Source organism: Paenibacillus sp. PvP094, assembly GCF_040546835.1.
GTDB lineage: Bacteria > Bacillota > Bacilli > Paenibacillales > Paenibacillaceae > Paenibacillus > Paenibacillus illinoisensis.
The window spans coordinates 1,933,332-1,959,635 of the sequence record NZ_JBEPOM010000001.1; the positions used below are offsets into that span (position 1 = coordinate 1,933,332).

Below are 26,304 nucleotides of genomic sequence, written 5' to 3' on the forward strand. Positions count from 1 at the left end.
TTCGCAATTTTCGTTTCGATATCTAGTTTTCAAAGAACAAGCTTGAAATCTTGTTGGTGGAGCCAAGCGGGATCGAACCGCTGACCTCCTGCTTGCAAGGCAGGCGCTCTCCCAGCTGAGCTATGGCCCCATATCAAATTATGAAAGTGTAAATGGTGGGCCCTGGTGGACTCGAACCACCGACCTCACCCTTATCAGAGGTGCGCTCTAACCAACTGAGCTAAGGGCCCGTAATTAATATTGAAACCCAATAGGGTTTACGCTTGGCGGCGTTCTACTCTCCCAGGACCCTGCGGTCCAAGTACCATCGACGCTGAAGGGCTTAACGGTCGTGTTCGGGATGGGAACGTGTGGAACCCCTTCGCTATCGCCACCAAACGTTTGAGAGTTTGAGCTCTCAAAACTGAGCAACGAGTGAGTAACTAGCCGACCTGGCTAGATTTTAGATTTGAATGTTTCCGCTACGGGAAACGATTCTCCATAGAAAGGAGGTGATCCAGCCGCACCTTCCGATACGGCTACCTTGTTACGACTTCACCCCAATCATCTATCCCACCTTCGGCGGCTGGCTCCTTGCGGTTACCCCACCGACTTCGGGTGTTATAAACTCTCGTGGTGTGACGGGCGGTGTGTACAAGACCCGGGAACGTATTCACCGCGGCATGCTGATCCGCGATTACTAGCAATTCCGACTTCATGCAGGCGAGTTGCAGCCTGCAATCCGAACTGAGACCGGCTTTTTAGGATTCGTTCCACCTCGCGGCTTCACAGCCCGTTGTACCGGCCATTGTAGTACGTGTGTAGCCCAGGTCATAAGGGGCATGATGATTTGACGTCATCCCCACCTTCCTCCGGTTTGTCACCGGCAGTCACCTTAGAGTGCCCATCCGAAATGCTGGCAACTAAGATCAAGGGTTGCGCTCGTTGCGGGACTTAACCCAACATCTCACGACACGAGCTGACGACAACCATGCACCACCTGTCTCCTCTGTCCCGAAGGAAAGCCCTATCTCTAGGACGGTCAGAGGGATGTCAAGACCTGGTAAGGTTCTTCGCGTTGCTTCGAATTAAACCACATACTCCACTGCTTGTGCGGGTCCCCGTCAATTCCTTTGAGTTTCAGTCTTGCGACCGTACTCCCCAGGCGGAATGCTTAATGTGTTAACTTCGGCACCAAGGGTATCGAAACCCCTAACACCTAGCATTCATCGTTTACGGCGTGGACTACCAGGGTATCTAATCCTGTTTGCTCCCCACGCTTTCGCGCCTCAGCGTCAGTTACAGCCCAGAGAGTCGCCTTCGCCACTGGTGTTCCTCCACATCTCTACGCATTTCACCGCTACACGTGGAATTCCACTCTCCTCTTCTGCACTCAAGTCATCCAGTTTCCAGTGCGATCCGGGGTTGAGCCCCGGGATTAAACACCAGACTTAAATGACCGCCTGCGCGCGCTTTACGCCCAATAATTCCGGACAACGCTCGCCCCCTACGTATTACCGCGGCTGCTGGCACGTAGTTAGCCGGGGCTTTCTTCTCAGGTACCGTCACTCCTTGAGCAGTTACTCTCAAGGACGTTCTTCCCTGGCAACAGAGCTTTACGATCCGAAAACCTTCATCACTCACGCGGCATTGCTCCGTCAGGCTTTCGCCCATTGCGGAAGATTCCCTACTGCTGCCTCCCGTAGGAGTCTGGGCCGTGTCTCAGTCCCAGTGTGGCCGATCACCCTCTCAGGTCGGCTACGCATCGTCGCCTTGGTGAGCCGTTACCTCACCAACTAGCTAATGCGCCGCAGGCCCATCCTCAAGTGACAGATTGCTCCGTCTTTCCAGCTTCCTTCAGGCGAAGGAAGCAAGTATTCGGTATTAGCTACCGTTTCCGGTAGTTGTCCCAAGCTTGAGGGCAGGTTGCCTACGTGTTACTCACCCGTCCGCCGCTAACCATCAGAGAAGCAAGCTTCTCTTCAAGTCCGCTCGACTTGCATGTATTAGGCATGCCGCCAGCGTTCGTCCTGAGCCAGGATCAAACTCTCCAATAAAGTATCGAAAAGAGCGATTAGCTCATTTTGAATCTGACGAGATTAAAAATCTCATTGTTGATCTTGCAAGCAAGATCATTTACTCACTCGTTGTTCAGTTTTCAAAGATCAAACATTCATTCGTTGTCGTCACTATTTTCTCTCAGCGGCGACTTTTATAATATACCATACTTCGTTTGTTTTCGTCAAGCACTTTTTTGAAGTTTATTTTCAAAGCTCTTAGTGACCTTTGTTTTATTTTCAAATTTTCTCGACCAAGCAAGCAAAGCAACGAGATATAATGTACCATAATTCTCTGCACTGAGTCAACTACCCAAACAAAGTAATTTTCAACCCCAGCAAAAGCCCCACTCCTGGCAGGCCCAAAATACTTACTGTACCGATTGTAGCAGGATTCAGAGGTATGTAGGCACCCGTAATCCAACCGGAATAATTGACAACATAGATCCCGATCGCAGCCAAAGCCAGATGTATCCCAAATGATGTTACCCACGACAATCCGATTCGCTTTCTGAACAATATGATCACAAGCGCCAGTAATGAAGCCACAAGCACGCTTCCTAGAATCAAACTTTTCATATTAAGCACCTCCCTGTCTTATTCTTTCATCACACACTCATGCCCCGATCCATTACAGCCGACTTCTTCATCCCTGCCCGTTTCGCCCGCTTCAGATGAATCTGGTACTTACGCTCTGCTGCTTCCAGAACATATATAGCATAATCAATTTCATCTTCCCCCTGCGCTTCTTCAAACTGCCTTACCGCACGCTCCCACTCCGCTTTTGCCTTTTCAATCTCCAAGTAGATCTGTTCTTCTTCCTGCTCCTTCTGCATTTGGGTGCGTTTCTCCACTGCCCGTCCTGCATTTTTCCAGAAAAACATAAGCTCTCCCCCTTTGATTCAGCACAGCATATTCTCATACTTATCAAGGGAAGGACAAACTTAGAACTATGAGCCACAAATTTCTCCGCGGTACTTCGTTCTCGCCAACAAAAAAAGAGAGCCTCTCGGCTCTCTGGATGAATCCATTCATATCTTCAACTATTTCACTCTTTACCAAGCCATGTTCCACTTAATCGCACATACACGCTTATCGGATCTCTCTGCGGCCTTCCAGCGCTTTCGATAGTGTCACTTCATCTGCATACTCTAAGTCCCCACCTACAGGCAGTCCATGGGCTATCCGGGTCACTGTAATCTCGAACGGACGAACCAAACGGGAAATATACATCGCCGTCGCCTCACCCTCAATATTCGGATTCGTTGCCAGAATCAATTCTTGCACACGTTCATCACTCAGCCGGGTCAACAGCTCTTTCAGCCGAATATCATCAGGGCCGATTCCCTCCATTGGAGAGATCGCACCTTGCAGCACATGATAGTATCCATCAAATTCTTTGGTACGCTCCATCGCAACAAGGTCCTTGGAATCTTGAACCACACAAATGACAGAACCATCCCGGGACTTATCCTGACAAATGCGGCATGGATCGGTATCTGTGATATTACAGCATACCGAGCAATAATGAAGGTTACGCTTCACACTAACAAGCGCCTTGGCAAAATCAATAACATCATCTTCCTTCATGTTAAGCACATGAAAAGCTAATCTCGCAGCTGTCTTGGGGCCAATACCCGGCAAACGGGTAAAAGCATCAATAAGTTTCGCTATCGGTTCGGGATAATACAATCGATTGTGTCTCCTTTGACAGGATCAATTTTAATTAAAACAATCCCGGAATTTTCATGCCGCCTGTGAATTTGCCCATATCCTGGTTAGCAATTTCATCAGCTTTGCTCATCGCATCATTTACAGCAGTCATAACGAGATCCTGAAGCATTTCTACATCTTCCGGATCTACCGCTTCAGGTTTAATGGTAATGGACAGCAATTTCTTGTGTCCGTTAACCTCAGCAGTCACTACACCGCCACCCGAAGTACCTTGAACCGTTTTGTCTGCCAGTTCCTCTTGTGCCTTCAGCATTTGCTCCTGCATTTTCTTCACTTGCTTCATCATTTGGTTCATGTTGTTCATGATTGTTCATCTCCTTTGTTATAGTTAATGATGCGCGCTTGCGCTAGGTACATCTATTCCTTGATCACTACAAGATCTTCACCGAAGAGCTGGATGGCTTCATCAATCCAAGGTTGCTTGCTGCCTGACCCGCCGTCTTCATGCTCAGGTTCAAGCTTAAAGTCCTCCTTTGGCGCTTCAGCAGCTCCTTCCATGGCTCCCGTCCAGTCCTTAAGCATCATCGTCACCAGACGAGCTGAACGCCCAAGCTGTTCAGATAGCACGCGCTCAATCACTTCACGATTAGCCTGCTTCTCTGTCGTTTCACGGTGAATGTTGTTTTTGAAAGCAACCAATACATTGTCTTCCAGCATAGATACAGGCTCACCATCCATAAACCAGGCATGGACCGTAACCTTCTCTTCTTTAACACGCTGCAGGATTTGACTCCACTTTCTGCTGATCTCCACGAATTCTGGAGATCCCTTGCGCGCCACGTATTGATCCAGCTGTGCAGGTAGCTTCGCCGGAGAATTCCCCCTGGATACGGGAGCACGAGTTGCCGGTCGCGAAGGACTGCTTGGTGCAGCCTCTCCACCAGAGAGGCCACTTTTCAGTGCACGATCCAGCTTCTTCTCCAGCTCAGCAAGCTGTTGTTTCAAGCGGTTAATTTCGCCGCTGTCAGCTTGTGAGGACGCCGTCGCTCCTGCTGACACAGCGGCTTGATTCGATACCTTTCCCTGCGCAGGTATACTGCACAGCTTGAGCAGAGCCACTTCAAATAACGTTTGCGGCTGTACTGCATATTTCATCTCACTCTGGTATCGGTTAAGTGTATCAATCATCTGGAACAGCTGTTCCTTCGTGAAGGATTCTGCCATATCACGGAAAGACTCGGGGTTAAGCACCCGGTCTGTCAGTTTATCAGCATCCGGTACCATCTTGATCATAAGTAAATCACGGAAGTAATACAGCAAGTTTTCCATACATTTATCTGCACTCTTGCCTTCATGCATAAATCCTTCGATCATCTGCAAAATATGTCCGACATCACCTTTAAGCAGTGAAGCGGCAAGCTTGGCAAATTGCTCTGAAGGAATTCCTCCGGTCATATCCATAACCTGCTGATATGTTACTCTTCCATCGGTGAAAGAAGAGATCTGATCCAGAACACTGAGCGCATCCCGCATTCCCCCGTCCGACAGACGAGCGATGTATTGGAGCGCATCCTGATCAGCCTCCATACCCTCCTGTTCGCAGATCAGCGTAAGTCTTGCCGTCTGCTCCTCCAGGGAAACCCGGCGGAAATCGAATCGCTGACACCTGGAGATAATTGTGGCCGGAAGGCGGTGTGGTTCGGTTGTTGCCAAAATAAACATGACATGCGGAGGAGGCTCCTCCAATGTTTTGAGCAAAGCGTTAAACGCCTCTGTCGTTAACATGTGCACTTCATCAATAATATAGACTTTCTGCCGGACTTCCGTCGGGGCATATTTAACCTTTTCACGAAGATCGCGGATCTCCTCAACACCCCGGTTGGATGCAGCATCAATCTCCTGCACATCCATTACCGAACCGGCCGTGATCCTGCGGCAAGCTTCACATTCGTTACAAGGCTCAGGCGCAGGTCCGCGCTCGCAGTTTACAGCTTTGGCCAAAATCTTGGCGGCACTGGTCTTCCCCGTTCCTCTGGGCCCGTTAAACAAGTAGGCATGGGAAGTCCGCTGTTCACGAATCGCGTTCTGCAAGGTCTGAATAATATGCTGTTGTCCCACCATATCTTGAAACGACTGGGGACGCCAAGCCCGGTATAACGCGATATGCTCCATGTTGCGTTACCTTCCTTCCACTTCGCATTCGAGTCCTTTGTCGTTCCCCCATTATACTATATTCCAGGGTGATTCCAAACTTTATCTGACCCATGATGCGTAGTTTTTTTGTACATATCAAAAAGACCTCTGCATACATACAACTGCAAAGGTCTCTACAATTTCAAATGGTAAGCCGTGCACCTGCTATCGATAATTGCGATCCAAGTGGCACCCCTGAACAACAGCTCAGGCTAGGCAACCCTCCGGCACAAGAGTGATCTCACTTATGGCTGCTTCCTTCCGGACCTGACCAGGTTCATGAGTACTCATTGCGGAGGACCCAACCGTCAACACCACGTTCAGGGACCAAACCTCACATCGACAAAACCTCTAGCAGGAATTCAACCTCGCTATAGCGGATTGCGAGTTACAGGGCACCGCTACCTCCCCATCTAGCACGGTAAGAAATAGTATAACGTAAGCTTATCCAAATTGCAACCAGGCGTGAACTGGAACCTTTATCCCTATATAAAAACCCCTGCCAATAGGCAGGGGTGGCTTGGATGCAATTAGCAGACAATTCACAGGGAATTGCTGAATTAGATTCCGTATTTTTTCTTGAAACGATCGACACGGCCGCCAGCATCGATAAACTTCTGTTTACCGGTGAAGAACGGGTGGCAAGCGGAGCAAATCTCTACACGAAGTCCTTCTTTAACTGAACCAGTCTCAAAAGTGTTACCGCAAGCGCAGGTTACTTGACCGATCGTGTATTTAGGATGAATTGCTTCTTTCATTACCTTTCACCTCTTTCCGCCCTGAGCCTCAAGCGGACCCAGAGTAAATGGCACAACTTCAGAGATTATAACACGGCCTCATGCGTGTTGCAATCGAATATTATCAAGAGGTGATGAGTCGTTTCGGACGCGCCATCCCAGCTGGAGGAACATGTGTATACGAGCCAATAACGACATCAGGCAGCTCTTCTTCGAAGATCTCAATCATTTGCTTCATTCCGAGAATATCACCTTGAGCTGGAGGGATAAGTTCCAGATAACTCTCCGGGTCAATGTTCAGATTCCGCATTTGAATTAAGCGCAGGTCTGTTCTCCGGGCAAACTCAATCATGGCTTCAATTTCCTCTTCCCGATCCGTGACACCCGGGAAGATCAAATAGTTAATCGATGTGTACACACCTTGTTGAGCCGCATACTTCATTGACTTCTCCACGTTAGCAAGTGTATAACCCCGTGGTTTGTAATACGCATTATAGTGGTCATCCAGTGCACTAATCGTACTGACACGCATCAAATCCAGCCCTGCATCCACGATGCCCCGAATATGATCATTCAAACCAGCGTTGGTGTTAATGTTGATATATCCCATATCCGTAATGGAACGCACCTCACGGATGGCCTCAATAATCAACTTAGCCTGAGTTGATGGCTCACCTTCACATCCCTGTCCAAAGCTGATAATGGACTCTGGTGTTTTCAGATGTTCCAGCATAACCTCAACAATTTCGTCCACACGAGGCCGAAAATTCATTCGGGTCTGCGGGGAAACAAAGCCACTGTCATCTGGTTGTTCAGAAATACACCCGAAGCAGCCTGCGTTACAGGAGTACGATACCGGAACTCCACCTTCCCAACGATTCAGGAACGTATTTGACGATGTCAGACATTCATATCCAAGTGCACAGTTAGACAAATGGGTATACAGACGATTCTCAGGATACTTTTCAGTCATCCGCGTAACTCCAGCACGTACATCATCACGGTCACAGTTCAGCGGATTCCACTGATCTGGATGATCGGACATCCGGGCTGTAACGTAGAATGCATCATCTTTCCATACAACTGCGGAGTACCCGAACAAAGGAAGCTTATACTCTTTATCCGTTTTCACATAACCCGGCAAACACAGCCGAGTAAACCCTTGCGGGAGCAAAGCCCCGACCGCCTGTGTATCACTCGGAAGAGGCATCATCTCGCCAGTGTCTGGATCCATCCCAATGGGACGAGTGCTTGGTAATCCAACCAGAGTTGCACCCTCTGGTAGAGGAATGAGTTCATCCTCCATAATTTCAACGATCATATCTCCACTACGGGCAAGCCCATACAGGGATGGGTGATCAAATACATTTCCTTTTTCATCTGCGTATACTAAATACATGATGTTCTCCTCACATCTAATGGGTTAAACCGAACGACGAGTTTATGGTAAATCCAGCAGCAGAACTGCCAAATTCGAATGCGTAAAAGTACTTTTTAAGTTGTTGTTGCCGAGGTAGCCGTCTGTCTCGGCGAACGCCGAGTCGTTGTGGTCCCCGAATTGCTTGTATTGTTGCCCGCTGCATCAAACGCAGCCAAAAATTCTGCATTCGTTTTGCTGTTGCGCAGTTTTTTCAGGAAGCTTTCCACAAAATCATGGGAGTCATTCATATTTTTACGAATGGTCCAGATGGTATCAAGCTCTTCCTTGCTTAGCAGCACTTCTTCTCGGCGTGTACCCGAACGGCGAATATCGATGGCTGGGAAGATACGGCGTTCTGCCAGTTTGCGGTCCAGATGAAGCTCCATATTGCCCGTACCTTTAAATTCTTCATAGATAATGTCATCCATACGAGATCCCGTATCGATTAACGCTGTTGCCAGAATAGTCAGGCTTCCACCCTCTTCCACATTCCGCGCTGATCCAAAGAAACGTTTTGGGCGATGGAATGCTGCAGGGTCAATACCCCCACTAAGCGTCCGTCCGGATGGTGGGATAACCAGGTTATATGCACGAGCAAGACGCGTAATGCTGTCCAGCAAAATAACTACATCTTTTTTCGCCTCAACCAGACGCAGAGCACGTTCCAGCACCAGTTCCGCAACCTTGATATGATTCTCAGGCAGCTCATCGAATGTAGAAGCCACAACTTCCCCTTTTACCGAACGAGACATATCCGTGACTTCCTCCGGACGTTCATCAATCAACAGGACAAACAGTTCAATTTCTGGATTGTTGGTTGAAATGCTGTTGGCAATTTCTTTGAGGAGAAGCGTCTTACCTGCTTTGGGAGGTGCTACGATCAATCCGCGCTGTCCCAAACCTACAGGAGCCAGCACATCCATAATGCGTGTAGACAAATGGTTGGGGGATGTTTCGAGAACCAGCTTTTTCTGCGGATACAATGGGGTTAATGCCGGGAAGTGAAGTCTTTCCGCAGCAGCTGAAGGATTCTCACCGTTTACCGCATTGACTTGCAGCAAACCGAAATATCTCTCGTTTTCCTTCGGCGTTCTACATTTACCAGATACGAGGTCACCCGTTCTAAGATCGAACTTACGAATCTGCGAGGCCGATATATAAATGTCTTCGGTGCTAGGCAGGTAGTTAATCGGGCGGAGAAAACCGTAACCTTCCGGAAGGATCTCAAGCACACCTTGCATAAACATCAAACCGCTCTGTTCAGCCTGAGCTCGTAGTATGGCAAAAATCAATTCTTTCTTCTTCAGTGTGCCATAGTAGGGAATCTGATATTTTTTGGCCAGTTTGTAGAGGTCCGTTAGTTTCATTTCTTCCAAATCGGAAATTTGTAGATCCATATAATAACCACCTATTCAATTAATAAGTCCGTGAAATGGATAGTTTCGCTTGATGATCGGCTAAGGGAGAACAACACAAATCAGCTGCGTTCTCTTCTGTCCATTGTACGGAATGTAACCGTTATAATGCAAATACTTGTCGTTGAGTGTAAGTTTCCGGGTGGGATGACCATGATACAGTGTTACACACTTGTAAGTGAACATATAATTCACGAGGCTTTCGATCCGGGTACCCAGTCATGGAGCACAGACAAATCGGGGTTTGGGGAAAAGGAATGATGTCAGTTCATACAGCCATATGATATTCGATCCAAAAAAAGACCCTCCGGTTAAGGAAACAAAAACCATTTCATCTTATCCCGGAGAGGCTGAGAACTCTATTAGAATAGGTTTACCCAATTGTTGTAAGGTTATGCAGTTCTGTCAAAATAATAACGTCAAGTCACCAATCTTGCAATATGGTAACTTACGCTATTCCGTTTCACGCCACACATCTGCACCAAGAAGACGCAGGTTGGTGACAAGGTGGTCGTAGCCACGATCAATAAACTCGACGCCTGTCACTTCAGTCACACCTTCTTTAACCGTCAGACCGGCAATGACCAGCGCTGCTCCGGCACGAAGATCCGATGCTTTTACTTTGGCCGCATTCAGTGCACCGCCTTCAATGATGGCTGAACGACCTTCCACTCGAATCTTGGCACCCATACGCACCAGTTCTGGCACATGCTTAAATCGATTGCTGTATACAAAATCGCTCAGGACACTTACGCCTGTCGCTTGAGTTAATACACTTGTCATCGGAGACTGCAAGTCAGTTGGGAATCCCGGGTATACCAGTGCCTTAACATCCACATGACTATAGGAAGGTTGTCCAATGACACGAATACTCTCATCAAACTCTTCAATGCCCACACCCATCTCCAGCAATTTGGCAGTTAACGCCTCCAGATGTTTGGGAATGACATTGTCGATCAAAACATTACCGCGCGTTGCCGCTGCGGCAATCATATACGTACCCGCCTGTATGCGGTCCGGGATAATGGAATGTCGGCAGCCTTTGAGCTCCGACACGCCTTCAATACGAATCGTTTCAGTACCCGCACCCTTGATGCTGGCACCCATTGAATTCAAAAGTGTTGCTACATCTATTATCTCAGGCTCTTTAGCCGCGTTTTCAATAATTGTAGAGCCTTTGGCACGTGTTGCCGCCAGCATAATATTAATGGTTGCACCTACACTGCTTACATCCAGGTAAATCTTAGCTCCACGCAGCTCTTTGGCATGCAGATGGATGGATCCATGTTCGTTCGTTACCGTTGCGCCAAGCGCTTCAAAACCTTTGATGTGTTGGTCAATCGGACGAGGCTCAAAGTTACAGCCTCCAGGCAAACCAATTGTTGCTTCTTTGAATCTTCCAAGCAATGCCCCCATCATATAATACGAAGCACGCAGCTTCTTCACGGGACCATTCGGCATAGGTATAGATTTGATATCGGAAGGATCGATCTTCATCTGACTGCCTTCCCAAAATACACGAGCTCCAAGTTCCTCCAAAATTTCCGCATAAACCGCCACATCACTCAAAAGCGGCAGGTTATCCAGCACGACCTCTGATTCGGCAAGCAATGCTGCAGGAATAAGCGCAATGGCGCTGTTCTTGGCGCCGCTTATGGTTACAGTCCCCTGTAACGGACGTCCGCCACTAATCATCAATTTTTCCATAAAGCTTAATGTCCCCCTACGTGTTTTGCAGCCGATGAACGGCATGACGTGCTGATGGCTCCCTACGTGAAATAAGGTGTGAAAATGGAAAGACACCGGCTAGGCGGTGTTCTTTCCACTTCACAGTATGGAACTGGTAAAGATAAATTACGCTTTGTTGTTGGAACCAAACTCGCGGATTTTACCTTTAACGGTTTCTTTGATTGCTTCACGGCCTGGTACGATGAACGTACGTGGATCGTAAGCATCTGGTTTAGCTGCAAGCACTTCACGAACCGCTTTTGTGAACGAAATTTGGTTCTCCGTGTTTACGTTAATTTTGGAAGTACCCAGGGAAATGGCTTTATCGATGTCATGTTTAGGAATACCTGTACCACCGTGCAATACGAGTGGAACTTGTACCGCATCACGAACTTCTTCCATTTCTTTGAAGCCGAGGTTTGGCTCGCCTTGGTAAGGACCGTGTACGGAACCCAGAGCTGGTGCCAATGTGTCGATACCTGTTTCTTTGACGATACGGATACACTCGTTCAGGTCAGCGTATTGGATGCCGCCGATAACGTCATCTTCCTGGCCGCCAACAGTACCTACTTCAGCTTCAACGGAAACGCCTTTAGCGTGTGCATATTCAACGACTTTTTTCGTCATTTCAATGTTCTCGTCGATGGAGTGGTGGGAACCGTCGATCATAACGGAAGTGAATCCGGCATCGATTGCTTCTTTACATTTATCAAAGCTGGAACCGTGGTCCAGGTGAATCGCAACTTCAACGGTGATTTTCATGTCATGAATAAGTCCTTCTACCATTTTAACTACTGTGTAGAAGCCACCCATGTGACGTGCTGCACCTTCGGATACACCAAGGATTACAGGAGATTTCTCTTCTTCTGCAGCTGCAAGAATCGCTTGAGTCCACTCAAGGTTATTGATGTTGTATTGACCAACTGCATATTTTCCTTCAAGTGCTTTGTTCAACATGTTTGTCATAGAAACTAATGGCATGGTTTCAATCCTCCTAGGGTTTGGGTTGTGTCTATGGTTTTTAGCCGAAATCACATACGGGCTTATTATACCACATCCCATGTCAAATACTAAACAAGCATTTGCAAAAATGCTGTGCTTTGCAGCACAGTTTTCATAGACACCGCATGAAGCCGCTCCCATTTCCAATATTCCCTCGTTAATTGGTCGAAATACCCATTGCCCCCAAGAAGTACATGCCCTATAGAGCACAGACAAAAAAATCCTGTATTCACAGGATTCAGCTGCACCTATTCGCCGTATCATTGCGAAGCTGCATGTTGACGGCCACGCGCATTTCATCAATATCGAACGGCTTCGTGAAATGCATAAGTGCACCGAGATCAGTAGCTTCCTTAATCATGTCCAGTTCGCCATAAGCTGTCATCATGATAACTTTGATATCCGGATCAATTTCCTTAATATGCTTCAAAATTTCAAGGCCATCCATGCCTGGAATCTTCATATCGAGCAACACTAGATCAGGTTTATCTGTATTCACAATTTCCAGAGCGATCTTGCCATTGGGAGCCTGGAATGTGTTATATCCTTCACTGCTGAATACTTCCATTAAGAGGATTCGAATCCCGTTCTGGTCATCAACGATTAACACTTTTTTATTTTCCACTCTGTAACCTCCTGGATTTTAGGAAAGCATGTATTTCTCCGAATCTGGATAACTATCCCATAGTCGTCATGATAAGTATTCTACCCTCCCCATTAAAATCCTGCCCCACGGACAAATTACAGCAAACATTTTATCCGTGTCACACTTGCACGGAAGCTATTGCCGAAATAAAAAAAAGAGGTGCTCACCGCACCAGCCTGCAAACACAGGCCAATCGGCAAACACCCCTCTACATTATAGGGTAAACTCAATATTATTTTTCTGCATTTTCCAAAGAAGCTTTTACGAATTCACGGAACAATGGCTGTGGACGGTTCGGACGGGATGTAAATTCCGGATGGAATTGTACAGCCAGGAACCATGGGTGTCCCGGAAGTTCCACGATCTCAACCAGACGGCCATCCGGAGATGTACCGGAGATGACCAGACCTGCTTTTTCAATCGCTTCACGGTACTCATTGTTAAACTCATACCGGTGACGGTGTCTCTCATATACCAACTCGTCATCATAACATGCCATAGCCAAAGAACCTTCTTGCAGCTTACAAGGATATAGACCCAGACGCATTGTACCACCCAGATTTTCGATATCTTTTTGTTCTGGCAGCAGGTCGATTACCGGGAATTCGGTAGCCGGGTTAATCTCGGAGCTGTTCGCACCATTCAGACCCACAATGGAACGTGCATATTCGATTACGGAAACCTGCATACCCAGGCAAATACCGAAGAATGGAATGTTTTTCTCACGGGCATAACGGATCGCTGACACTTTACCTTCGATACCACGATCTCCGAAACCACCCGGAACAAGGATACCGCCAACACCATGCAGCAGGTCGCCTACGTTCTCGTCTGTAATATCTTCGGAATGGATCCAGCGAATCTTCACATCTGCATTGGATGCAAATCCTGCATGAGACAGGGATTCAACAACACTCAAATAAGCATCGTGCAGTGCTACATATTTACCAACAATGGCAATCTCAACGGTACGCTGCAATTTGCTGATGCGGTCAACCAGCCCTTCCCACTCGCTCATATCCGGTGCAGGAGTGGTCAGCTTCAGGTGATTTACCACGATTTCATCCAAACCTTCTTCACGCAGGTTCAAAGGTACTTCATACAACGTGCTTGCATCGCGACATTCAACTACGGCATTTTCATCAATGTCACAGAAGAGAGCGATTTTGGCTTTCATGTCTTTGGACAGCTCGTACTCTGTACGGCATACAATCACATTTGGTTGAATACCGATACTGCGCAATTCTTTCACGCTGTGCTGGGTTGGTTTGGTTTTCACTTCACCAGCTGCCTTGATGTAAGGAATCAGCGTTACATGGATATACATTACGTTGTCACGGCCAACATCACTCTTGATCTGACGAATAGCTTCCAGGAAAGGCAAGCTCTCGATATCGCCTACAGTTCCGCCGATCTCTGTAATAACAACATCCGAACCTGCTTCACGTCCAGCGCGGAATACACGCTCCTTGATCTCGTTCGTAATGTGCGGAATAACTTGTACCGTGCCGCCGAGGTATTCTCCGCGCCGCTCTTTGCTAATAACGGAGGAATACACTTTACCCGTCGTGACGTTGCTGTTTTTGGAGAGGTTGATATCGATAAAACGTTCATAGTGACCAAGGTCCAAATCCGTTTCCGCGCCATCATCCGTTACAAAAACCTCACCGTGCTGATAAGGACTCATTGTTCCCGGGTCGATGTTGATGTATGGATCAAATTTTTGAATGGTTACCTTGAGACCTCTGTTTTTCAGCAGTCTGCCCAACGAGGCAGCCGTGATCCCTTTACCCAGGGAGGACACAACTCCGCCCGTCACGAAAATATACTTTGTCACTGTTATTACCCTCCTAATATAAATGCAGAAATTCAGGCGATATATGGTGTTATCGTAACCCGTTTCCCAGGTAATCATCGTTAAAAAGAGCAATGGCAGAAATTCCCTGCATCTGCGTACTGCTCTTTTGTGCGAAGACCGTGTGTAAACCTTGTTCTGCAGCTAAGAATGGTGCAAATTTTCCGAAAGCCAAACATCCATGCCTGTCCCCAAGATGGCATCAACCCATCTCTTGTCGACGTTTTTTTATATACAAAAAATGGGCCACGGATGTTTGGCCGGGAGCGTGCGGAAATCAATCATTTTGCAATATTCAGCCTCTAAAAATACAAAAAAAAGTACTCCCGCAGGACGGGGCACTTTTTATAAAAAACATAAATATATTCTCGCTCATTCATAAGCCCATGCAATAGTTTACCCGTTACCCCGTTCGCTGTCAAGGCTGACTATCTGGGGAAAACGGGTAAATTATCGACGTCAAAAATGACGGTTACTTATCGGAATCGTCGTCAAAATCATCCTCGTCTTCGGACTCATCTTCATCGTCTTCATCGAGGTCTTCGTCTTCCAAATCATCATCTTCTACAAGAACTTCTTCATCGCTGTCATCTTCATCAAAGATGTCGTCATCGTCATCGTCATCATCGTCATCATCATCTTGATCGTCATTGGCATTGTCGAAGTCTTCGTCGCTGTTGTAGCTGTCTTCCTCTTCGCCAAAGTCCTCATCTTCCAGATCATCGTCTTCATCGTTGATGATGCGCGGACGCTTCGCACCCGTCATGGAGTCTTCTGTTCCACCTACTGGATACCAGCGTTTCAATCCCCAAAGACTTGTACCGACGCAGGCAAAACGGCCATCGATATTGATCTCGGTATATAGCTGGGCGATAAACTCGTTGATTTCTTCATCAGTCATTCCGCGCTGTTTCGCTACCTCATTCATCAAATCACGGTAGTAGTACGGCGTATTGGCCGCTTTCAGCACCATAAAGGCAAGGTCAACCAAAGGAATTTCTCTTACCTTCTCTTTATCAATTTTCAAATTGAGCGAGGTACTCACTGACAGACACTTCCTCTCACACATAATTCACTTTATATCCCTACGAGCTGGACTGTTACGTATAACATATCCATTAACAAACCTAAGTAAAACCTATTTAGCGGTAAAAAGCAAGTTTTTATGTAGGCATTTGATATAAATTCAAGGTGCTGTGCTTCTCGTTTGCAAATATGTCGATTCTGTAAAAGTTAGCGAAAAATGAAAAAGACGGAGTCCCCTCCGCCTTCTGACTGTATACCCCTGAAGGATCGCTCCTCGCCAGGGTCCCCGCAAGAGCCCTCTAGCCCTCCATCCATCATATGTCCCTGCGCCCGTTTTGACACGGAGAGAACGTCTTTTTGTAAAAAAAGGGCAAGTTCCCCATGCGGCGGGATGAACGCATTCATAGAATACCTCAGCATGTTCATCCCGAAGGGGGCAGCCCATAATGGACTATACTGGTTTTTTGCATCAATTAGTTGAAGGAATGCAACGTCCTGAACCGGAACAGGCAGGGCGATATCTGATCCGGTTCGCCAAACCTGGACAGTATGAAGCCTGTCTGCTTGAGCTCTCGCGGATGCGGAATGAGCATACTCATCTTAGCATGGTACGATCCTCACGGCTGGCCCGCTCCATTATCGCTCCGATCCATTGTCCGGAGGTTCTGGATCCATACCGTGATGAGATTACTGTAGAGGAAGATATGCAAATCTCCCTTCATGCAACAGCACTTCACAACAAGCCGGCCACAGCTCAAGGGGTTCCATGGGGAGTGAAGCAGATTCGTGCACCGAAAGTATGGTCCGTCTCCACAGGACACCGGATCAAAATCGGCGTGATCGATACAGGTGCCGATTATCACCACCCTGATCTCAGGTACTCCCTGGCTCGCGGGATCAACCTGTTAAACCGCAGTCTGCTTCCTCATGACGACAACGGTCATGGTACCCATATTGCCGGAACCATCGCCGCAGCGAATAGCACGGAAGGCATGATCGGTGTGGCTCCGCGTTCCCTGATCTATCCGGTCAAGGCATTTGACCATAATGGTTCCGCCTATGTCTCTGACATTGTACTGGGCATCGATTGGTGTGTGCGTAACCGGGTCGATATTATCAATATGAGCTTCGGTATGAAAACTCGCAGCAAGGCACTCCTTGATGTGGTTAACCGTGCACATCAGGCTGGCATCGTCATTGTCGCTTCGTCAGGAAATGACGGCAAACGCCGCAGCATCGATTATCCTGCACGTTATCCGCAGACCATTTCGGTGGGAGCCACCGACAAAAATCGGCGGATTGCGTCTTTCAGCAACCGCGGCGCATATGTGGATGTCTATGCCCCTGGCGACAAGATCATCTCTTCCTGGGTGCAGGGCAAGCACCATGAGATGAGTGGCACATCCATGGCTACGTCCCATGTGAGCGGCGCTATTGCGCTGCTGCTCGCGAAGCATCCGGGTCTCTCGCCCAGCGAGATCAAGACGCTGGTCAAGCGCGCAACCGTTCCGCTGCGCGCACGCAAGTCCACCACCGCGAAGAGCAAAGTGCGCGGTGGCGAGATTGACGCACTCCGGCTGATGCAGGAGGGCGGCGGGTGATGGGGCAGCTGCGTATTGCCGCTGCCCCTGGGGTCTTGCCAGCAGCAGCCTTTGGCAGGCTGGCTGGCTCGGTGCCCGGCTGGTCCGCCAAGCCTTGGCGGGATGGAGCACCGGGCACAGCAAAAAAGTCTCCATGTCCACGCTGCATAGCAGGTGTGATGCATGGAGACTTTTTGCCATGGGCCAAGCCGCTGCTGCGGTGCTTGGCCTTACGGTTTACATTTTGTCTGGTGCGGATACGCCTACCAGACGGAGCGCTGTCGCGATGACGGTGCGAACAGCACCGATCAGCGCCAGACGCGCTTGGGTTTGACCCGCGTCTTCGGTAATGACGCGTTCAGCACGATAGTAGCTGTGGAACAATGAAGCCAGCTCATATACATAACGGATCATGCGATGAGGCGCATATCCGGTAGCTGCTGCGGCAATCTCTTCAGGCAGCTCGCCCATTTTGCGAAGAAGATCGAATTCATGTTCCGTATTCAGCTTGGACAGGTCAATCTGTGCCAGCGGAAGCAGCTCAATACCCTGCTCTTCAGCCTGACGGTATACGCTGCATACGCGGGCATGTGCATATTGTACATAGAATACCGGGTTCTCATTGGACGTCGAAATCGCGAGATCCATATCAAAGTCCAGATGGGAATCCATGCTGCGCATCGTGAAGAAGTAGCGGATCGCATCAATACCCACTTCATCCATCAGATCTTCCATCGTTACCGCTTTACCGGTACGCTTCGACATCTTCACTTTTTCGCCGTTCTGGAACAAGCTCACCATCTGTGCAATCAATACCACCAGCTTGGATGGGTCATTACCCAGTGCCTGCATTGCTGCTTTCATCCGTGGAATATATCCATGGTGGTCAGCTCCCCAAATGTTGATCATCGTGTCATATCCACGGGAGTACTTGTCACGGTGATATGCAATATCCGGCGTCAGGTACGTGTATGTGCCATCGTTTTTGATCAATACACGTTCTTTGTCGTCACCATATTGCATGGTTTTCAGCCAAGTTGCTCCGTCTTTTTCGTAAATTTCGTCACGATCACGCAATTCGTCAAGGACACGAAGCACTTCCCCATTATCGTACAGAGAAGTTTCGCTGAACCAGATGTCGAAGTTAACGCGGAAGCGATTCAGGTCGCGCTTGATTTTATCGAGCTCTTTCTCCAGACCATAGTCACGGAAATAGGCAGCACGATCACCTGGATGCATCGACAGCAAGCTGTCTCCCTTTTCGGCTACCAGCTCCTTGGCAAATCCTTTGATATCCTCGCCGTGGTAACCATCTTCCGGCATCTCGGCATCCTGACCGAGCTCCTGCAAATAACGCGCTTCAATGGAACGTGCCAGGTTAAACACCTGGTTACCCGCATCATTAATGTAGTATTCACGTGTTACGTCATACCCGGCATAATCAAGGATGTTGCAGAGCGCATCACCCACAGCCGCTCCACGGGCATGTCCCAGATGCAAGCTGCCTGTCGGGTTCGCACTGACAAACTCCATCTCGACCTTGCGCCCTTCGCCGACATTGATCCGTCCGTAGTTCTCACCTTGTTCATGAACAAGTTCAAGCACCGGGTAAAGGTAGCTCTTGTCCAATTTGAAGTTGATAAATCCTGGTCCGGCAATCTCTGCCTTCTCGATTCCAGCTTCCACAAGGTTCAGATTCGCAATGATCTCTTCTGCAATCTGGCGTGGATTGCGCTTGGCAATCTTGGTCAGCTGCATGGCTGCATTGGTCGCCAAATCCCCGTGCGACTTGTCACGCGGCACTTCAAGTGTGATGGCTGGCAGTTCCTCTTGCGTAACGAGGCCGGCAGCAACAACAGCATTGCCGATCGCGGTACTTACCCGTTCGTTAATCGTATCTAGTGGATTACGTGTCATGAAATTGGTTCCTCCTGTATGTGCAAACTGATCTCAAAATGTCCGGCTTCTTCGTCAAAGCGGTAAAAGTCATAGCTCCACGCTGCGCGTGCGCTCAATCCCTGTATGGAAAGGTCCAGCTTATGTGTATGCGTGGACAGGGTAAATGACATGTAAGGTGATCGGTAAAAACCTGGGAGCTTGCGATTCATTTCAAACGTTTGCTCCGATTCCACCTCACCATGGCGTATAATCTTGAGGGATTGTCCACCAAGCTTCAATGTTGTTCGAGTAATACCGCCCTCAGGTCCAGCCTGCGGCTCTTCGTAACGAACGTAGAGCACAGAACCCTTCAACACGGCTTCACCCTTCATTTCCTGCAGCACATCTTCGCCTTCATAACGGCTGTGCAGCCGGATCTGAACCGGTCGCATGTTCGACATGAATGTTAACCTCCAATATATTCGAGGCGGCGCAAAATCGGGCAGGACCGGTGAGAACAGCCCTTCCCGAATTCGAGTACCGCTATACGCGCTAATATGACCGGATAGCTCTCTATCCTACACTCTACTGTATAACTATATCCAGTTCACCCGCTCAATTCAAATCCAAATTCAGAGTTTTTGTCCCATATCATCAAAAAAAGCAGAGCTACACCCTAAAAGTGCAGCTCTGCTTTGTTACATTATAATGAAATCAAACGTTAAAGGTTCGACCACCTGGATTCATAAGGGAACGGGCAGATCGATTCTACCAGCTTGGCACGAACCTGGACCAGACAGCCGCAATAGCGGCAGGTAGTGCCATATTGCAGTCCTGGGCAGTCTGCACAGGTGGATAATCGCCTCTTATATTCCTCGTCCTGAACGACAGGGCGTGAACGCGATGCAATCTCCACCAATCGGGCCATTTTGGAATCACTGATGTTGACAGCATGCTGATCACTGCATCCCTTACATGACTCCTGCTTAGCCCCAAAATGATTTGAATCAGATGTGCTCATCGCATTACTCCTGGATTGCAAGTACCCCTACAGATGCAGGAGGCAGAACAAAACGCAATTCCTGATTAACCAGGGTAACACCCTTCCAATCCGTTGGCTCAACCTTGTTCGGATCTTCAAATGTATTGAATGCACCAAAATCGGCATGATGCAGAATTCGACCAGAGACGGAAGAAGATTCTGCAGCTTCAAGCTGGCATACCACTTCCAGTTCATCTGTGTGACTGAGATTGCATGCCGTTACATGAATCACGCCGTCCTTACTGCGGGAAGCGGACAAGCTAAGCTGAGGAATGGTATCTTCACCAAGAGTATATCCAGGGCTCTCATAGTTCAGCTCCAACCGCTGTGCATCCATATGAACCTGATACATATCAAACACATGATATGTTGGGGTGAGCAGCATACGCTCGCCTTCTGTCAGGACCAGAGCCTGCAGTACGTTAACGATCTGTGCCAAATTGGCCATTTGCACTCGTTTATTGTAGCGATTGAACAGGTTCAGGTTAATGCCAGCCACCAGCGCATCCCGCATTGTGTTTTGCTGATACAGGAATCCCGGATTCGTCCCTGGCTCGACGTTGTACCAGGTTCCCCATTCATCAATAATAAGTCCCACCTTGCCATCCGGGTCATATTTATCCATAATCTCGGAATGCTTCACGATCAATTCTTCCATGCGCAATGTACGCTTCAGGGTCTGGAACCATGCTTGATCATCAAATCCGGTAGATTCGCCCTTATCATTCCACACTCCCGTCGGCAATGTATAATAATGAAGGCTTAAGCCGTTCATGTGCTGTCCCGCTTCACGCATCAATACTTCTGTCCAGTGGTAATTGTCCTCGTTGGGCCCGCAGGCAATCTTATAGATCTGATTATCAGAATAATTACGTACATATGTAGCATACCGACGATACTCATCCGCGTAATACTCGGCACGCATGTTACCTCCACATCCCCAGTTTTCATTACCCACACCAAAGTAAGTCAGTTTCCATGGCTTATCCCTACCATTATCCTTGCGCCAGTTGGCCATGGGAGATTCCCCGTCAAACGTAATGTATTCGACCCACTGCTGCATTTCATGGACGGTTCCGCTACCCACATTGCCACTGATATATGGTTCTGTCCCTAACAGCTCACATAATCTTAGGAATTCATGTGTTCCAAAATGGTTATTCTCTTCCACGCCGCCCCAGTTCGTATTAATCATGCGTGCGCGTTCACTTTTTGGACCTACGCCATCCTTCCAGTGATATTCATCAGCAAAACAACCACCCGGCCAGCGAAGTACCGGAATATTCAGCTTCTGCAGTGCCGCCAGCACGTCATTGCGTATCCCTTCCGTATTCGGAATAGGTGAATCTTCCCCTACCCAAATCCCTTCGTAAATACAACGTCCCAAATGTTCAGAAAAGTGACCGTATATATTGCGATTTATTAATCCTTGATCTGAATTTGCCTTTAAAGTAACCCCAACCATGATTTCAACCTCCCAAAATGTGTTGTTATCGCTTACAATAACTTGTTTTCAAACAGGTTTCAACCGTTTTTATTTTTACAAAAACAAGCCCTTTACCAGCATAATTCCTCTGGAAAGGGCTTGTTTATTGGGCAGAATGAACATAGAGCTACGAAATGGTTTTTTTTCGTTTCCACTAATGAATTTGGTTGATTGTTACTTCAAATTAAAGCGCCATTTAATCCCGCTCTGAAGGTAACAACATTTTTTGTACCCAAGAAGTTCCCCCATCTGTCGTTTGATAGACGGCAGGTGAGTTGTCACTTGTTACAACGAGCCAGCCTGTTTGGGCTGATGGGAATGAGATCCGCGAGCTATAACCCAGATCCTTCAGATCGATATTTTCCCACGTGGAACCTGCATCATACGAACGCCCAATACCCACTTTACCAGCAGCAGGAGATCCACCTGAGAGATAAGCAGCCTGGTCGCCGATTAGCGACATATTCCCAGGATGGCCCCCTGGGTCTGCCGGGCCTTTTCCTTTCCCGATATTGCTGCCACCCGGTGCAGGGCCTCCGCCTGCTGTCGACTGAGCAAAAACCTGCCTCCAGCTTCTGCCTTCATTCCCGCTTGCATATAGGGAATATGATTGTTGAGACATGCCTGCATCACCATACAGGACAGCCCATACCTGCTTCCCGTTTGCATATAGATCTGCCCCATTCCATGTAGCCGAAGCGACTTTGAGAGAGGTTGTCCAGTTCTTCCCCCCATCTGTTGTCCGGAGTAGCTGATATCCCAAGCCCGGTACAACTTGTACAGCATAGCCTTGTTTATTTGTAGCGAAAGCCACCGATCTCGTATTTGCGGGGGTATGGATTTTAATCCAGCTTGATCCGCCGTCTTGTGTCCGATACGCGCCATTATAGGTGTAGCCGTAACCTTCGTTTTTATTTTTAAAGTCAATTCGCTTGAACTGCATGCCAGGGGGTATCAAGTCGGTTCCAGTGTGATCCCCCATCTGTCGTGCGAATAAGATACGTCTTGGCAGAATTCATCATTTGCGCTAAGGCAAATCCATTTACGTTATTCGGAAAATCGATCTGCATGAACTGCCATTGTCCAGTATAGATGGATTGCCATGTACAACCCGCATTCGAGGTGCCAATCAGGAACCCCTCCCCAGCAGCACGACCCGTTGTGTTGTTCAGGAAATCAATGTCTGTAAACTGCAGATGCTGGTCTTCTACACCGCTGCCTTTCTTCAATGTAGCAGACAATCCATGATCTCCACTTCCACAAGTGGATGAGGCTGCAGCAGCACTTACACCGGACTGTGCATATACTGGCCCCAATCCCCAAGCCAGCGTTAAGGATAATGCCAATGTCCCAATCCGTTTCCATGTGATCGCACTCTTTATTGTCATCGCGACACCTCCTTCTATGTTTTACCCGAATTTGCACGTTCTAAGGTAACAATTGGTCTATCACCAATGACATTACTGCAATAAAAAAGCCACCTTCACCTACGATTGGTATCTTGTAGATAAGGGCGGTCGTTCGTAAACGTATGGATAATCTAAATTAAAGGGGATATGTCTTCATCGCAATAATAACAAAACTGATACTAAGAAACAGACATAATCCAAAATTCAATTTGTTGTATCTGAATTCCCGAATACTATACGCTGCAAAAAGCATTGCCAGGTTACACAACAGCCAGGTCAGATTAAAAAATACCGTCATCATGAATATAAGATTGATTATAAATATCACAAGAACGGAGCTAAACCACTTTGGAACCATACTCAAGTGAGCCAGAATCGCTTGCATAGACATCCACCTTTCACTATATCCAATATTATACATCATTAATAGATTCACCCCACTCGTTAAATTGTTCTTGAAGAGCGAGGCATTCATGGTATGCAATAAATGGTAGAGTCATGCGAACATACGTGCTATAATTGATGTTAAGGACTCTGAATTACGGTGGATGTTTTCATAACCACGGCGCAGCTTCCCGAGAGGGGGTGACGTCGATGGTCAAGCTTGTGGCGTTGCTTGATGTGATCCGGTGGATTGCTGCGATTCTCAGTCTGGTACTGAGTGTACGAAGGCTATACCGTTGGTTGCGTAAAAAGTTTCGTAACAAGCGAAAACCCACCTCATAGGTTGGAGCCTGACGGTGGGTTTCGCTTGAACTAAGCTATTAAGTTTAATGCACGCCGTGGCAGTCCACAGCCTTTCTGGTCCTCAGAGTCTTTGTCGCTACCAACGACAAGGACTCTTTTTATAGTGTATGGCCGAACCAGACCACCATATACTTCCCTGATGTAGTACATCAATAATTTGATATATTACCTATTACGTTGTAGCCAGTATAACATAGTCGTGGGCCGAGGTTCAATGAAGTGAACCCCACCCAATCAAATATTCCACTCGCTAAAACAGGATGGTGGAGCATCCTTTACAAGTGTCCTGATAATGAAAACACCCTCCCCTACGCAAAATTGAACCCGCGCAGAAAGAGGGTGTTATGTTCTAACCATTATTCAGGTTATTACTTCACGAAGCCAAGCAGCATCTCACGGATCAGCTTAGCAGCTACAATCTGTGTCTGTTGTGTTGGATCATAGATTGGCGCTACCTCAACCAGGTCACAGCCAACTACATTCACATCCGATCCGGCAATCATGTGGACGGCTTCAAGCAGCTCTTTGGACGTGATGCCGCCCGCTTCCGCTGTACCTGTTCCTGGAGCAGCCGATGGATCAAGCACATCGATATCAATGGTCACATACACTGGACGATTGCCCATTTTAGGAAGAGCTTCCTTCATTGGAGCTGCGACTTCAAACGGGTAGAAGTTAATGTTCTCCCTGCCATACTGGAACTCTTCACGGGAGCCGGAACGGATTCCGAATTGATAAATATTTTTGCCGCCCATCAGCTCAGCTGCTTTGCGTACTGGCGTCGAGTGGGACAACGGCTCACCTTCATAGCTTTCACGAAGGTCTGCATGTGCATCAATATGAATCAGGATGAGGTCCGGATATTTCTTGTACATTTGTTGGATCACTGGCCAAGTGACCAGATGCTCCCCGCCAAGACCGATCGGGAATTTGTCATCAGCCAGCAGGCTGCCGATATACTCGTTGATCACTTCAAGGCTGCGTCCTGCGTTACCGAAAGGCAAGAGCAGATCTCCAGCGTCAAAGTAGGTCATATCGACAATACTCTTGTCGAGGTACGGGCTGTATTCTTCAAGTCCAACCGAAGCTTGGCGAATATGAGAAGGACCGAACCGGGAACCCGGACGGAAGCTGACAGTATAGTCCATTGGCATTCCGTAGATGACCGCTTTGGAATTCTCATAATCCTCGGAACTACAAATAAATACGTTACCAGAATAAGCTTGATCCAATTTCATTAATGATTTCCCCTTTATTTCGTTAAGTCTTCCACGAATTTTGGAAGTACAAAGGCTGCCTTATGCAAACGTGGTGAGTAATATTTGGTGTCCATCTCTGGAATTTGAGTCTCATCCACTTGAAGTGGATCATGTTTCTTGCTGCCCATTGTGAATGTCCACAGACCGCTTGGGTACGTTGGAATGTTACAGCCGTATACATGTACAATGGGGAAGATTTCTTTCACATCCTTGTTTACCTTTTGAATCAGGTCTGCTTTGAACCAAGGGTTGTCGGTTTGTGCAACAAAGATGCCATCCTCTTTCAGTGCTTCATGGATCCCTTGATAAAAACCACGCTCAAACAGTGGTGCAGCAGGACCTACAGGCTCCGTGGAATCCACGATGATTACATCGTACTCATTTTTATGTTCAATAATATGCATATAGCCGTCATTCACGAGCACTTCAACATTAGGCTCGTCCAGTTTACCGGCAATTTCAGGCAAATATTTTTTGGAATACTCAATAACTTTGCCGTCGATTTCGACGAGAACTGCTTTTTCTACTGCAGCGTGTTTGATGACTTCACGGATAACGCCGCCGTCACCACCACCTACAACCAAAACTTTTTTCGGATTTGGGTGAGTGTTCAAGGCAGGGTGAGCCGCCATCTCGTGATATACGAACTCGTCTTTCACAGTTGTCATCACCATACCGTCAAGCAGCAGCATGTTACCGAATTCCTCGGTTTCTACCATGGCCAAGTCCTGAAAGTCCGTCTTCTCGCTTACATATGTCTGCTTAATCTTCGCGGTAATCCCGAATGCCGGGGTCTGTTTCTCCGTGAACCACAATTCCATGATCTCTACCTTCTTTCCGTAAAGTTATTGATCAGCCATATCAAGCATGGCGCTGCACGCCGCCCGGTTCGCACAAGCACGCCCAGCGTTCGGCGCCAAAGCATTAGGGTTGCTGGCTGCGGGAAAGGTCCGCGTTCACTTCATTATATAGATTAAATTGACCACAGCGTGCTAAGCGTCTGACCGATCAACGAATCAATGACAATTGGTGCTGTTCGTCTTTCTGTGCCTTTTTGTATGTTGTGCCGAACTGCTACTTTTCATTACCCTTTTGCATTATACGCGATAGATGTTTATCCTGCAAAACGGTTTTTTCTGCAGAAATGCTACATTTTAAACTGTTCCGCGGC

General features: G+C 47.8%; 24 protein-coding genes, 2 tRNA genes, 2 rRNA genes and 1 other RNA gene. 3 read left to right on the plus strand and 26 right to left on the minus strand.

From position 1 onward, the window contains the following. Positions 1-54: 54 nt before the first annotated feature. From ABIC22_RS09035 to rpoE, 18 genes are all read right to left on the minus strand, one after another. A tRNA-Ala gene (locus tag ABIC22_RS09035) sits at positions 55-130 on the minus strand. Positions 131-153: 23 nt separating this feature from the next. Then, positions 154-230: transfer RNA gene (locus tag ABIC22_RS09040), tRNA-Ile, on the minus strand. Positions 231-261: 31 nt separating this feature from the next. Continuing rightward, positions 262-378, minus strand: a 5S ribosomal RNA gene (gene rrf, locus ABIC22_RS09045). A gap of 106 nt (positions 379-484) precedes the next feature. Further along, positions 485-2,036, minus strand: a 16S ribosomal RNA gene (locus tag ABIC22_RS09050). A 309-nt stretch (positions 2,037-2,345) separates the two neighbouring features. Further along, entirely contained in the window at positions 2,346-2,615 is a 270-nt protein-coding gene (locus ABIC22_RS09055) for a pro-sigmaK processing inhibitor BofA family protein (RefSeq protein ID WP_354480281.1), read from the minus strand. A 29-nt stretch (positions 2,616-2,644) separates the two neighbouring features. Continuing rightward, positions 2,645-2,872, minus strand: a complete 228-nt coding sequence (locus ABIC22_RS09060) for a DUF2508 family protein (RefSeq protein ID WP_127541158.1) — start codon at positions 2,870-2,872, stop codon at positions 2,645-2,647. Between the two features lie 256 nt (positions 2,873-3,128). Beyond that, a complete protein-coding gene (gene recR, locus ABIC22_RS09065; RefSeq protein WP_127541111.1) occupies positions 3,129-3,728 on the minus strand; it encodes a recombination mediator RecR in 600 nt (199 codons plus the stop codon). 34 nt (positions 3,729-3,762) lie between these two features. After that, positions 3,763-4,074, minus strand: a complete 312-nt coding sequence (locus ABIC22_RS09070) for a YbaB/EbfC family nucleoid-associated protein (RefSeq protein ID WP_095293487.1) — start codon at positions 4,072-4,074, stop codon at positions 3,763-3,765. A gap of 53 nt (positions 4,075-4,127) precedes the next feature. Next, positions 4,128-5,882 carry a DNA polymerase III subunit gamma/tau gene (gene dnaX, locus ABIC22_RS09075; RefSeq protein ID WP_354480286.1) on the minus strand — a complete coding sequence of 585 codons (1,755 nt, stop codon included), beginning with the start codon at positions 5,880-5,882 and terminating at the stop codon, positions 4,128-4,130. Between the two features lie 175 nt (positions 5,883-6,057). Continuing rightward, positions 6,058-6,325, minus strand: an RNA gene (ffs, locus tag ABIC22_RS09080) — signal recognition particle sRNA large type. A gap of 138 nt (positions 6,326-6,463) precedes the next feature. After that, positions 6,464-6,661 (minus strand): 50S ribosomal protein L31, encoded by a 198-nt coding sequence (rpmE, locus tag ABIC22_RS09085; RefSeq protein ID WP_095293485.1) that lies wholly within the window; start codon positions 6,659-6,661, stop codon positions 6,464-6,466. Between the two features lie 103 nt (positions 6,662-6,764). Further along, positions 6,765-8,039, minus strand: coding sequence for a radical SAM family protein (locus tag ABIC22_RS09090; protein ID WP_095293484.1), 1,275 nt, complete (start codon positions 8,037-8,039; stop codon positions 6,765-6,767). A 95-nt stretch (positions 8,040-8,134) separates the two neighbouring features. Then, positions 8,135-9,457, minus strand: coding sequence for a transcription termination factor Rho (gene rho / locus ABIC22_RS09095; RefSeq protein ID WP_095293483.1), 1,323 nt, complete (start codon positions 9,455-9,457; stop codon positions 8,135-8,137). A 471-nt stretch (positions 9,458-9,928) separates the two neighbouring features. After that, on the minus strand, positions 9,929-11,182 hold the full coding sequence (locus ABIC22_RS09100; protein ID WP_154896988.1) for a UDP-N-acetylglucosamine 1-carboxyvinyltransferase: 1,254 nt from the start codon (positions 11,180-11,182) through the stop codon (positions 9,929-9,931). Positions 11,183-11,329: 147 nt separating this feature from the next. Beyond that, positions 11,330-12,184: a class II fructose-1,6-bisphosphate aldolase gene (gene fba, locus ABIC22_RS09105; protein ID WP_095293481.1), complete on the minus strand. Its 855-nt coding sequence runs from the start codon at positions 12,182-12,184 to the stop codon at positions 11,330-11,332. A gap of 259 nt (positions 12,185-12,443) precedes the next feature. Continuing rightward, positions 12,444-12,830, minus strand: coding sequence for a response regulator (locus ABIC22_RS09110; protein WP_095293480.1), 387 nt, complete (start codon positions 12,828-12,830; stop codon positions 12,444-12,446). Between the two features lie 253 nt (positions 12,831-13,083). Further along, on the minus strand, positions 13,084-14,688 hold the full coding sequence (locus tag ABIC22_RS09115) for a CTP synthase (protein ID WP_095293479.1): 1,605 nt from the start codon (positions 14,686-14,688) through the stop codon (positions 13,084-13,086). 490 nt (positions 14,689-15,178) lie between these two features. Beyond that, entirely contained in the window at positions 15,179-15,751 is a 573-nt protein-coding gene (rpoE, locus tag ABIC22_RS09120) for a DNA-directed RNA polymerase subunit delta (RefSeq protein ID WP_354480293.1), read from the minus strand. Between the two features lie 427 nt (positions 15,752-16,178). Between rpoE and ABIC22_RS09125 the strand changes: the two genes are divergently transcribed. After that, a complete protein-coding gene (locus ABIC22_RS09125) occupies positions 16,179-17,333 on the plus strand; it encodes a S8 family peptidase (protein WP_354480296.1) in 1,155 nt (384 codons plus the stop codon). After that, positions 17,333-17,602 carry a hypothetical protein gene (locus tag ABIC22_RS09130; RefSeq protein ID WP_354480299.1) on the plus strand — a complete coding sequence of 90 codons (270 nt, stop codon included), beginning with the start codon at positions 17,333-17,335 and terminating at the stop codon, positions 17,600-17,602. Before ABIC22_RS09125 ends, ABIC22_RS09130 begins: the two co-directional genes overlap by 1 nt. Here the strand turns inward: ABIC22_RS09130 and argS are convergent. From argS to ABIC22_RS09160, 6 genes are all read right to left on the minus strand, one after another. Next, a complete protein-coding gene (gene argS / locus ABIC22_RS09135) occupies positions 17,550-19,229 on the minus strand; it encodes an arginine--tRNA ligase (RefSeq protein WP_127541121.1) in 1,680 nt (559 codons plus the stop codon). The genes ABIC22_RS09130 and argS overlap by 53 nt on opposite strands. Next, a complete protein-coding gene (locus ABIC22_RS09140) occupies positions 19,226-19,651 on the minus strand; it encodes a YwiB family protein (RefSeq protein ID WP_095293474.1) in 426 nt (141 codons plus the stop codon). Before ABIC22_RS09140 ends, argS begins: the two co-directional genes overlap by 4 nt. 260 nt (positions 19,652-19,911) lie before the next feature. Then, a complete protein-coding gene (locus ABIC22_RS09145) occupies positions 19,912-20,211 on the minus strand; it encodes a DUF6171 family protein (protein ID WP_127541123.1) in 300 nt (99 codons plus the stop codon). A 4-nt stretch (positions 20,212-20,215) separates the two neighbouring features. Continuing rightward, a complete protein-coding gene (locus ABIC22_RS09150) occupies positions 20,216-21,697 on the minus strand; it encodes an alpha-N-arabinofuranosidase (RefSeq protein WP_174818740.1) in 1,482 nt (493 codons plus the stop codon). A 217-nt stretch (positions 21,698-21,914) separates the two neighbouring features. Then, the gene (locus ABIC22_RS09155; RefSeq protein WP_354480304.1) at positions 21,915-22,661 is read right to left on the minus strand and encodes a beta propeller repeat protein; all 747 of its coding nucleotides are present in this window, start codon (positions 22,659-22,661) and stop codon (positions 21,915-21,917) included. Beyond that, entirely contained in the window at positions 22,642-23,106 is a 465-nt protein-coding gene (locus tag ABIC22_RS09160; RefSeq protein ID WP_354480308.1) for a beta propeller repeat protein, read from the minus strand. Before ABIC22_RS09160 ends, ABIC22_RS09155 begins: the two co-directional genes overlap by 20 nt. Positions 23,107-23,721: 615 nt before the next feature. On the opposite strand from ABIC22_RS09160, the gene ABIC22_RS09165 reads away from it, so the two are divergent. Continuing rightward, positions 23,722-23,853: a hypothetical protein gene (locus tag ABIC22_RS09165; RefSeq protein ID WP_260504323.1), complete on the plus strand. Its 132-nt coding sequence runs from the start codon at positions 23,722-23,724 to the stop codon at positions 23,851-23,853. A 389-nt stretch (positions 23,854-24,242) separates the two neighbouring features. Here ABIC22_RS09165 and speB read toward each other — a convergent pair whose 3' ends face one another. Together speB and speE are read right to left on the minus strand one after the other, a co-directional pair. Next, entirely contained in the window at positions 24,243-25,112 is an 870-nt protein-coding gene (gene speB, locus ABIC22_RS09170) for an agmatinase (RefSeq protein ID WP_095293470.1), read from the minus strand. Between the two features lie 14 nt (positions 25,113-25,126). After that, positions 25,127-25,954, minus strand: coding sequence for a polyamine aminopropyltransferase (gene speE, locus ABIC22_RS09175; RefSeq protein ID WP_095293469.1), 828 nt, complete (start codon positions 25,952-25,954; stop codon positions 25,127-25,129). Between the last annotated feature and the right edge of the window lie 350 nt (positions 25,955-26,304).

Coding starts and splice junctions, on each gene's coding strand:
- ABIC22_RS09055 (WP_354480281.1), bottom strand. CDS start 2,615: ATGAAAAGTTTGATTCTAGGAAGCGTGCTTGTGGCTTCATTACTGGCG.
- ABIC22_RS09060 (WP_127541158.1), bottom strand. CDS start 2,872: ATGCAGAAGGAGCAGGAAGAAGAACAGATCTACTTGGAGATTGAAAAG.
- ABIC22_RS09070 (WP_095293487.1), bottom strand. CDS start 4,074: ATGAACAACATGAACCAAATGATGAAGCAAGTGAAGAAAATGCAGGAG.
- dnaX (WP_354480286.1), bottom strand. CDS start 5,882: ATGGAGCATATCGCGTTATACCGGGCTTGGCGTCCCCAGTCGTTTCAA.
- rpmE (WP_095293485.1), bottom strand. CDS start 6,661: ATGAAAGAAGCAATTCATCCTAAATACACGATCGGTCAAGTAACCTGC.
- ABIC22_RS09090 (WP_095293484.1), bottom strand. CDS start 8,039: ATGTATTTAGTATACGCAGATGAAAAAGGAAATGTATTTGATCACCCA.
- rho (WP_095293483.1), bottom strand. CDS start 9,457: ATGGATCTACAAATTTCCGATTTGGAAGAAATGAAACTAACGGACCTC.
- ABIC22_RS09100 (WP_154896988.1), bottom strand. CDS start 11,182: ATGGAAAAATTGATGATTAGTGGCGGACGTCCGTTACAGGGGACTGTA.
- fba (WP_095293481.1), bottom strand. CDS start 12,184: ATGCCATTAGTTTCTATGACAAACATGTTGAACAAAGCACTTGAAGGA.
- ABIC22_RS09125 (WP_354480296.1), top strand. CDS start 16,179: ATGGACTATACTGGTTTTTTGCATCAATTAGTTGAAGGAATGCAACGT.
- ABIC22_RS09130 (WP_354480299.1), top strand. CDS start 17,333: ATGGGGCAGCTGCGTATTGCCGCTGCCCCTGGGGTCTTGCCAGCAGCA.
- argS (WP_127541121.1), bottom strand. CDS start 19,229: ATGACACGTAATCCACTAGATACGATTAACGAACGGGTAAGTACCGCG.
- ABIC22_RS09140 (WP_095293474.1), bottom strand. CDS start 19,651: ATGTCGAACATGCGACCGGTTCAGATCCGGCTGCACAGCCGTTATGAA.
- ABIC22_RS09145 (WP_127541123.1), bottom strand. CDS start 20,211: ATGAGCACATCTGATTCAAATCATTTTGGGGCTAAGCAGGAGTCATGT.
- ABIC22_RS09150 (WP_174818740.1), bottom strand. CDS start 21,697: ATGGTTGGGGTTACTTTAAAGGCAAATTCAGATCAAGGATTAATAAAT.
- ABIC22_RS09155 (WP_354480304.1), bottom strand. CDS start 22,661: ATGCAGTTCAAGCGAATTGACTTTAAAAATAAAAACGAAGGTTACGGC.
- ABIC22_RS09160 (WP_354480308.1), bottom strand. CDS start 23,106: ATGACAATAAAGAGTGCGATCACATGGAAACGGATTGGGACATTGGCA.
- ABIC22_RS09165 (WP_260504323.1), top strand. CDS start 23,722: ATGGTCAAGCTTGTGGCGTTGCTTGATGTGATCCGGTGGATTGCTGCG.
- speB (WP_095293470.1), bottom strand. CDS start 25,112: ATGAAATTGGATCAAGCTTATTCTGGTAACGTATTTATTTGTAGTTCC.
- speE (WP_095293469.1), bottom strand. CDS start 25,954: ATGGAATTGTGGTTCACGGAGAAACAGACCCCGGCATTCGGGATTACC.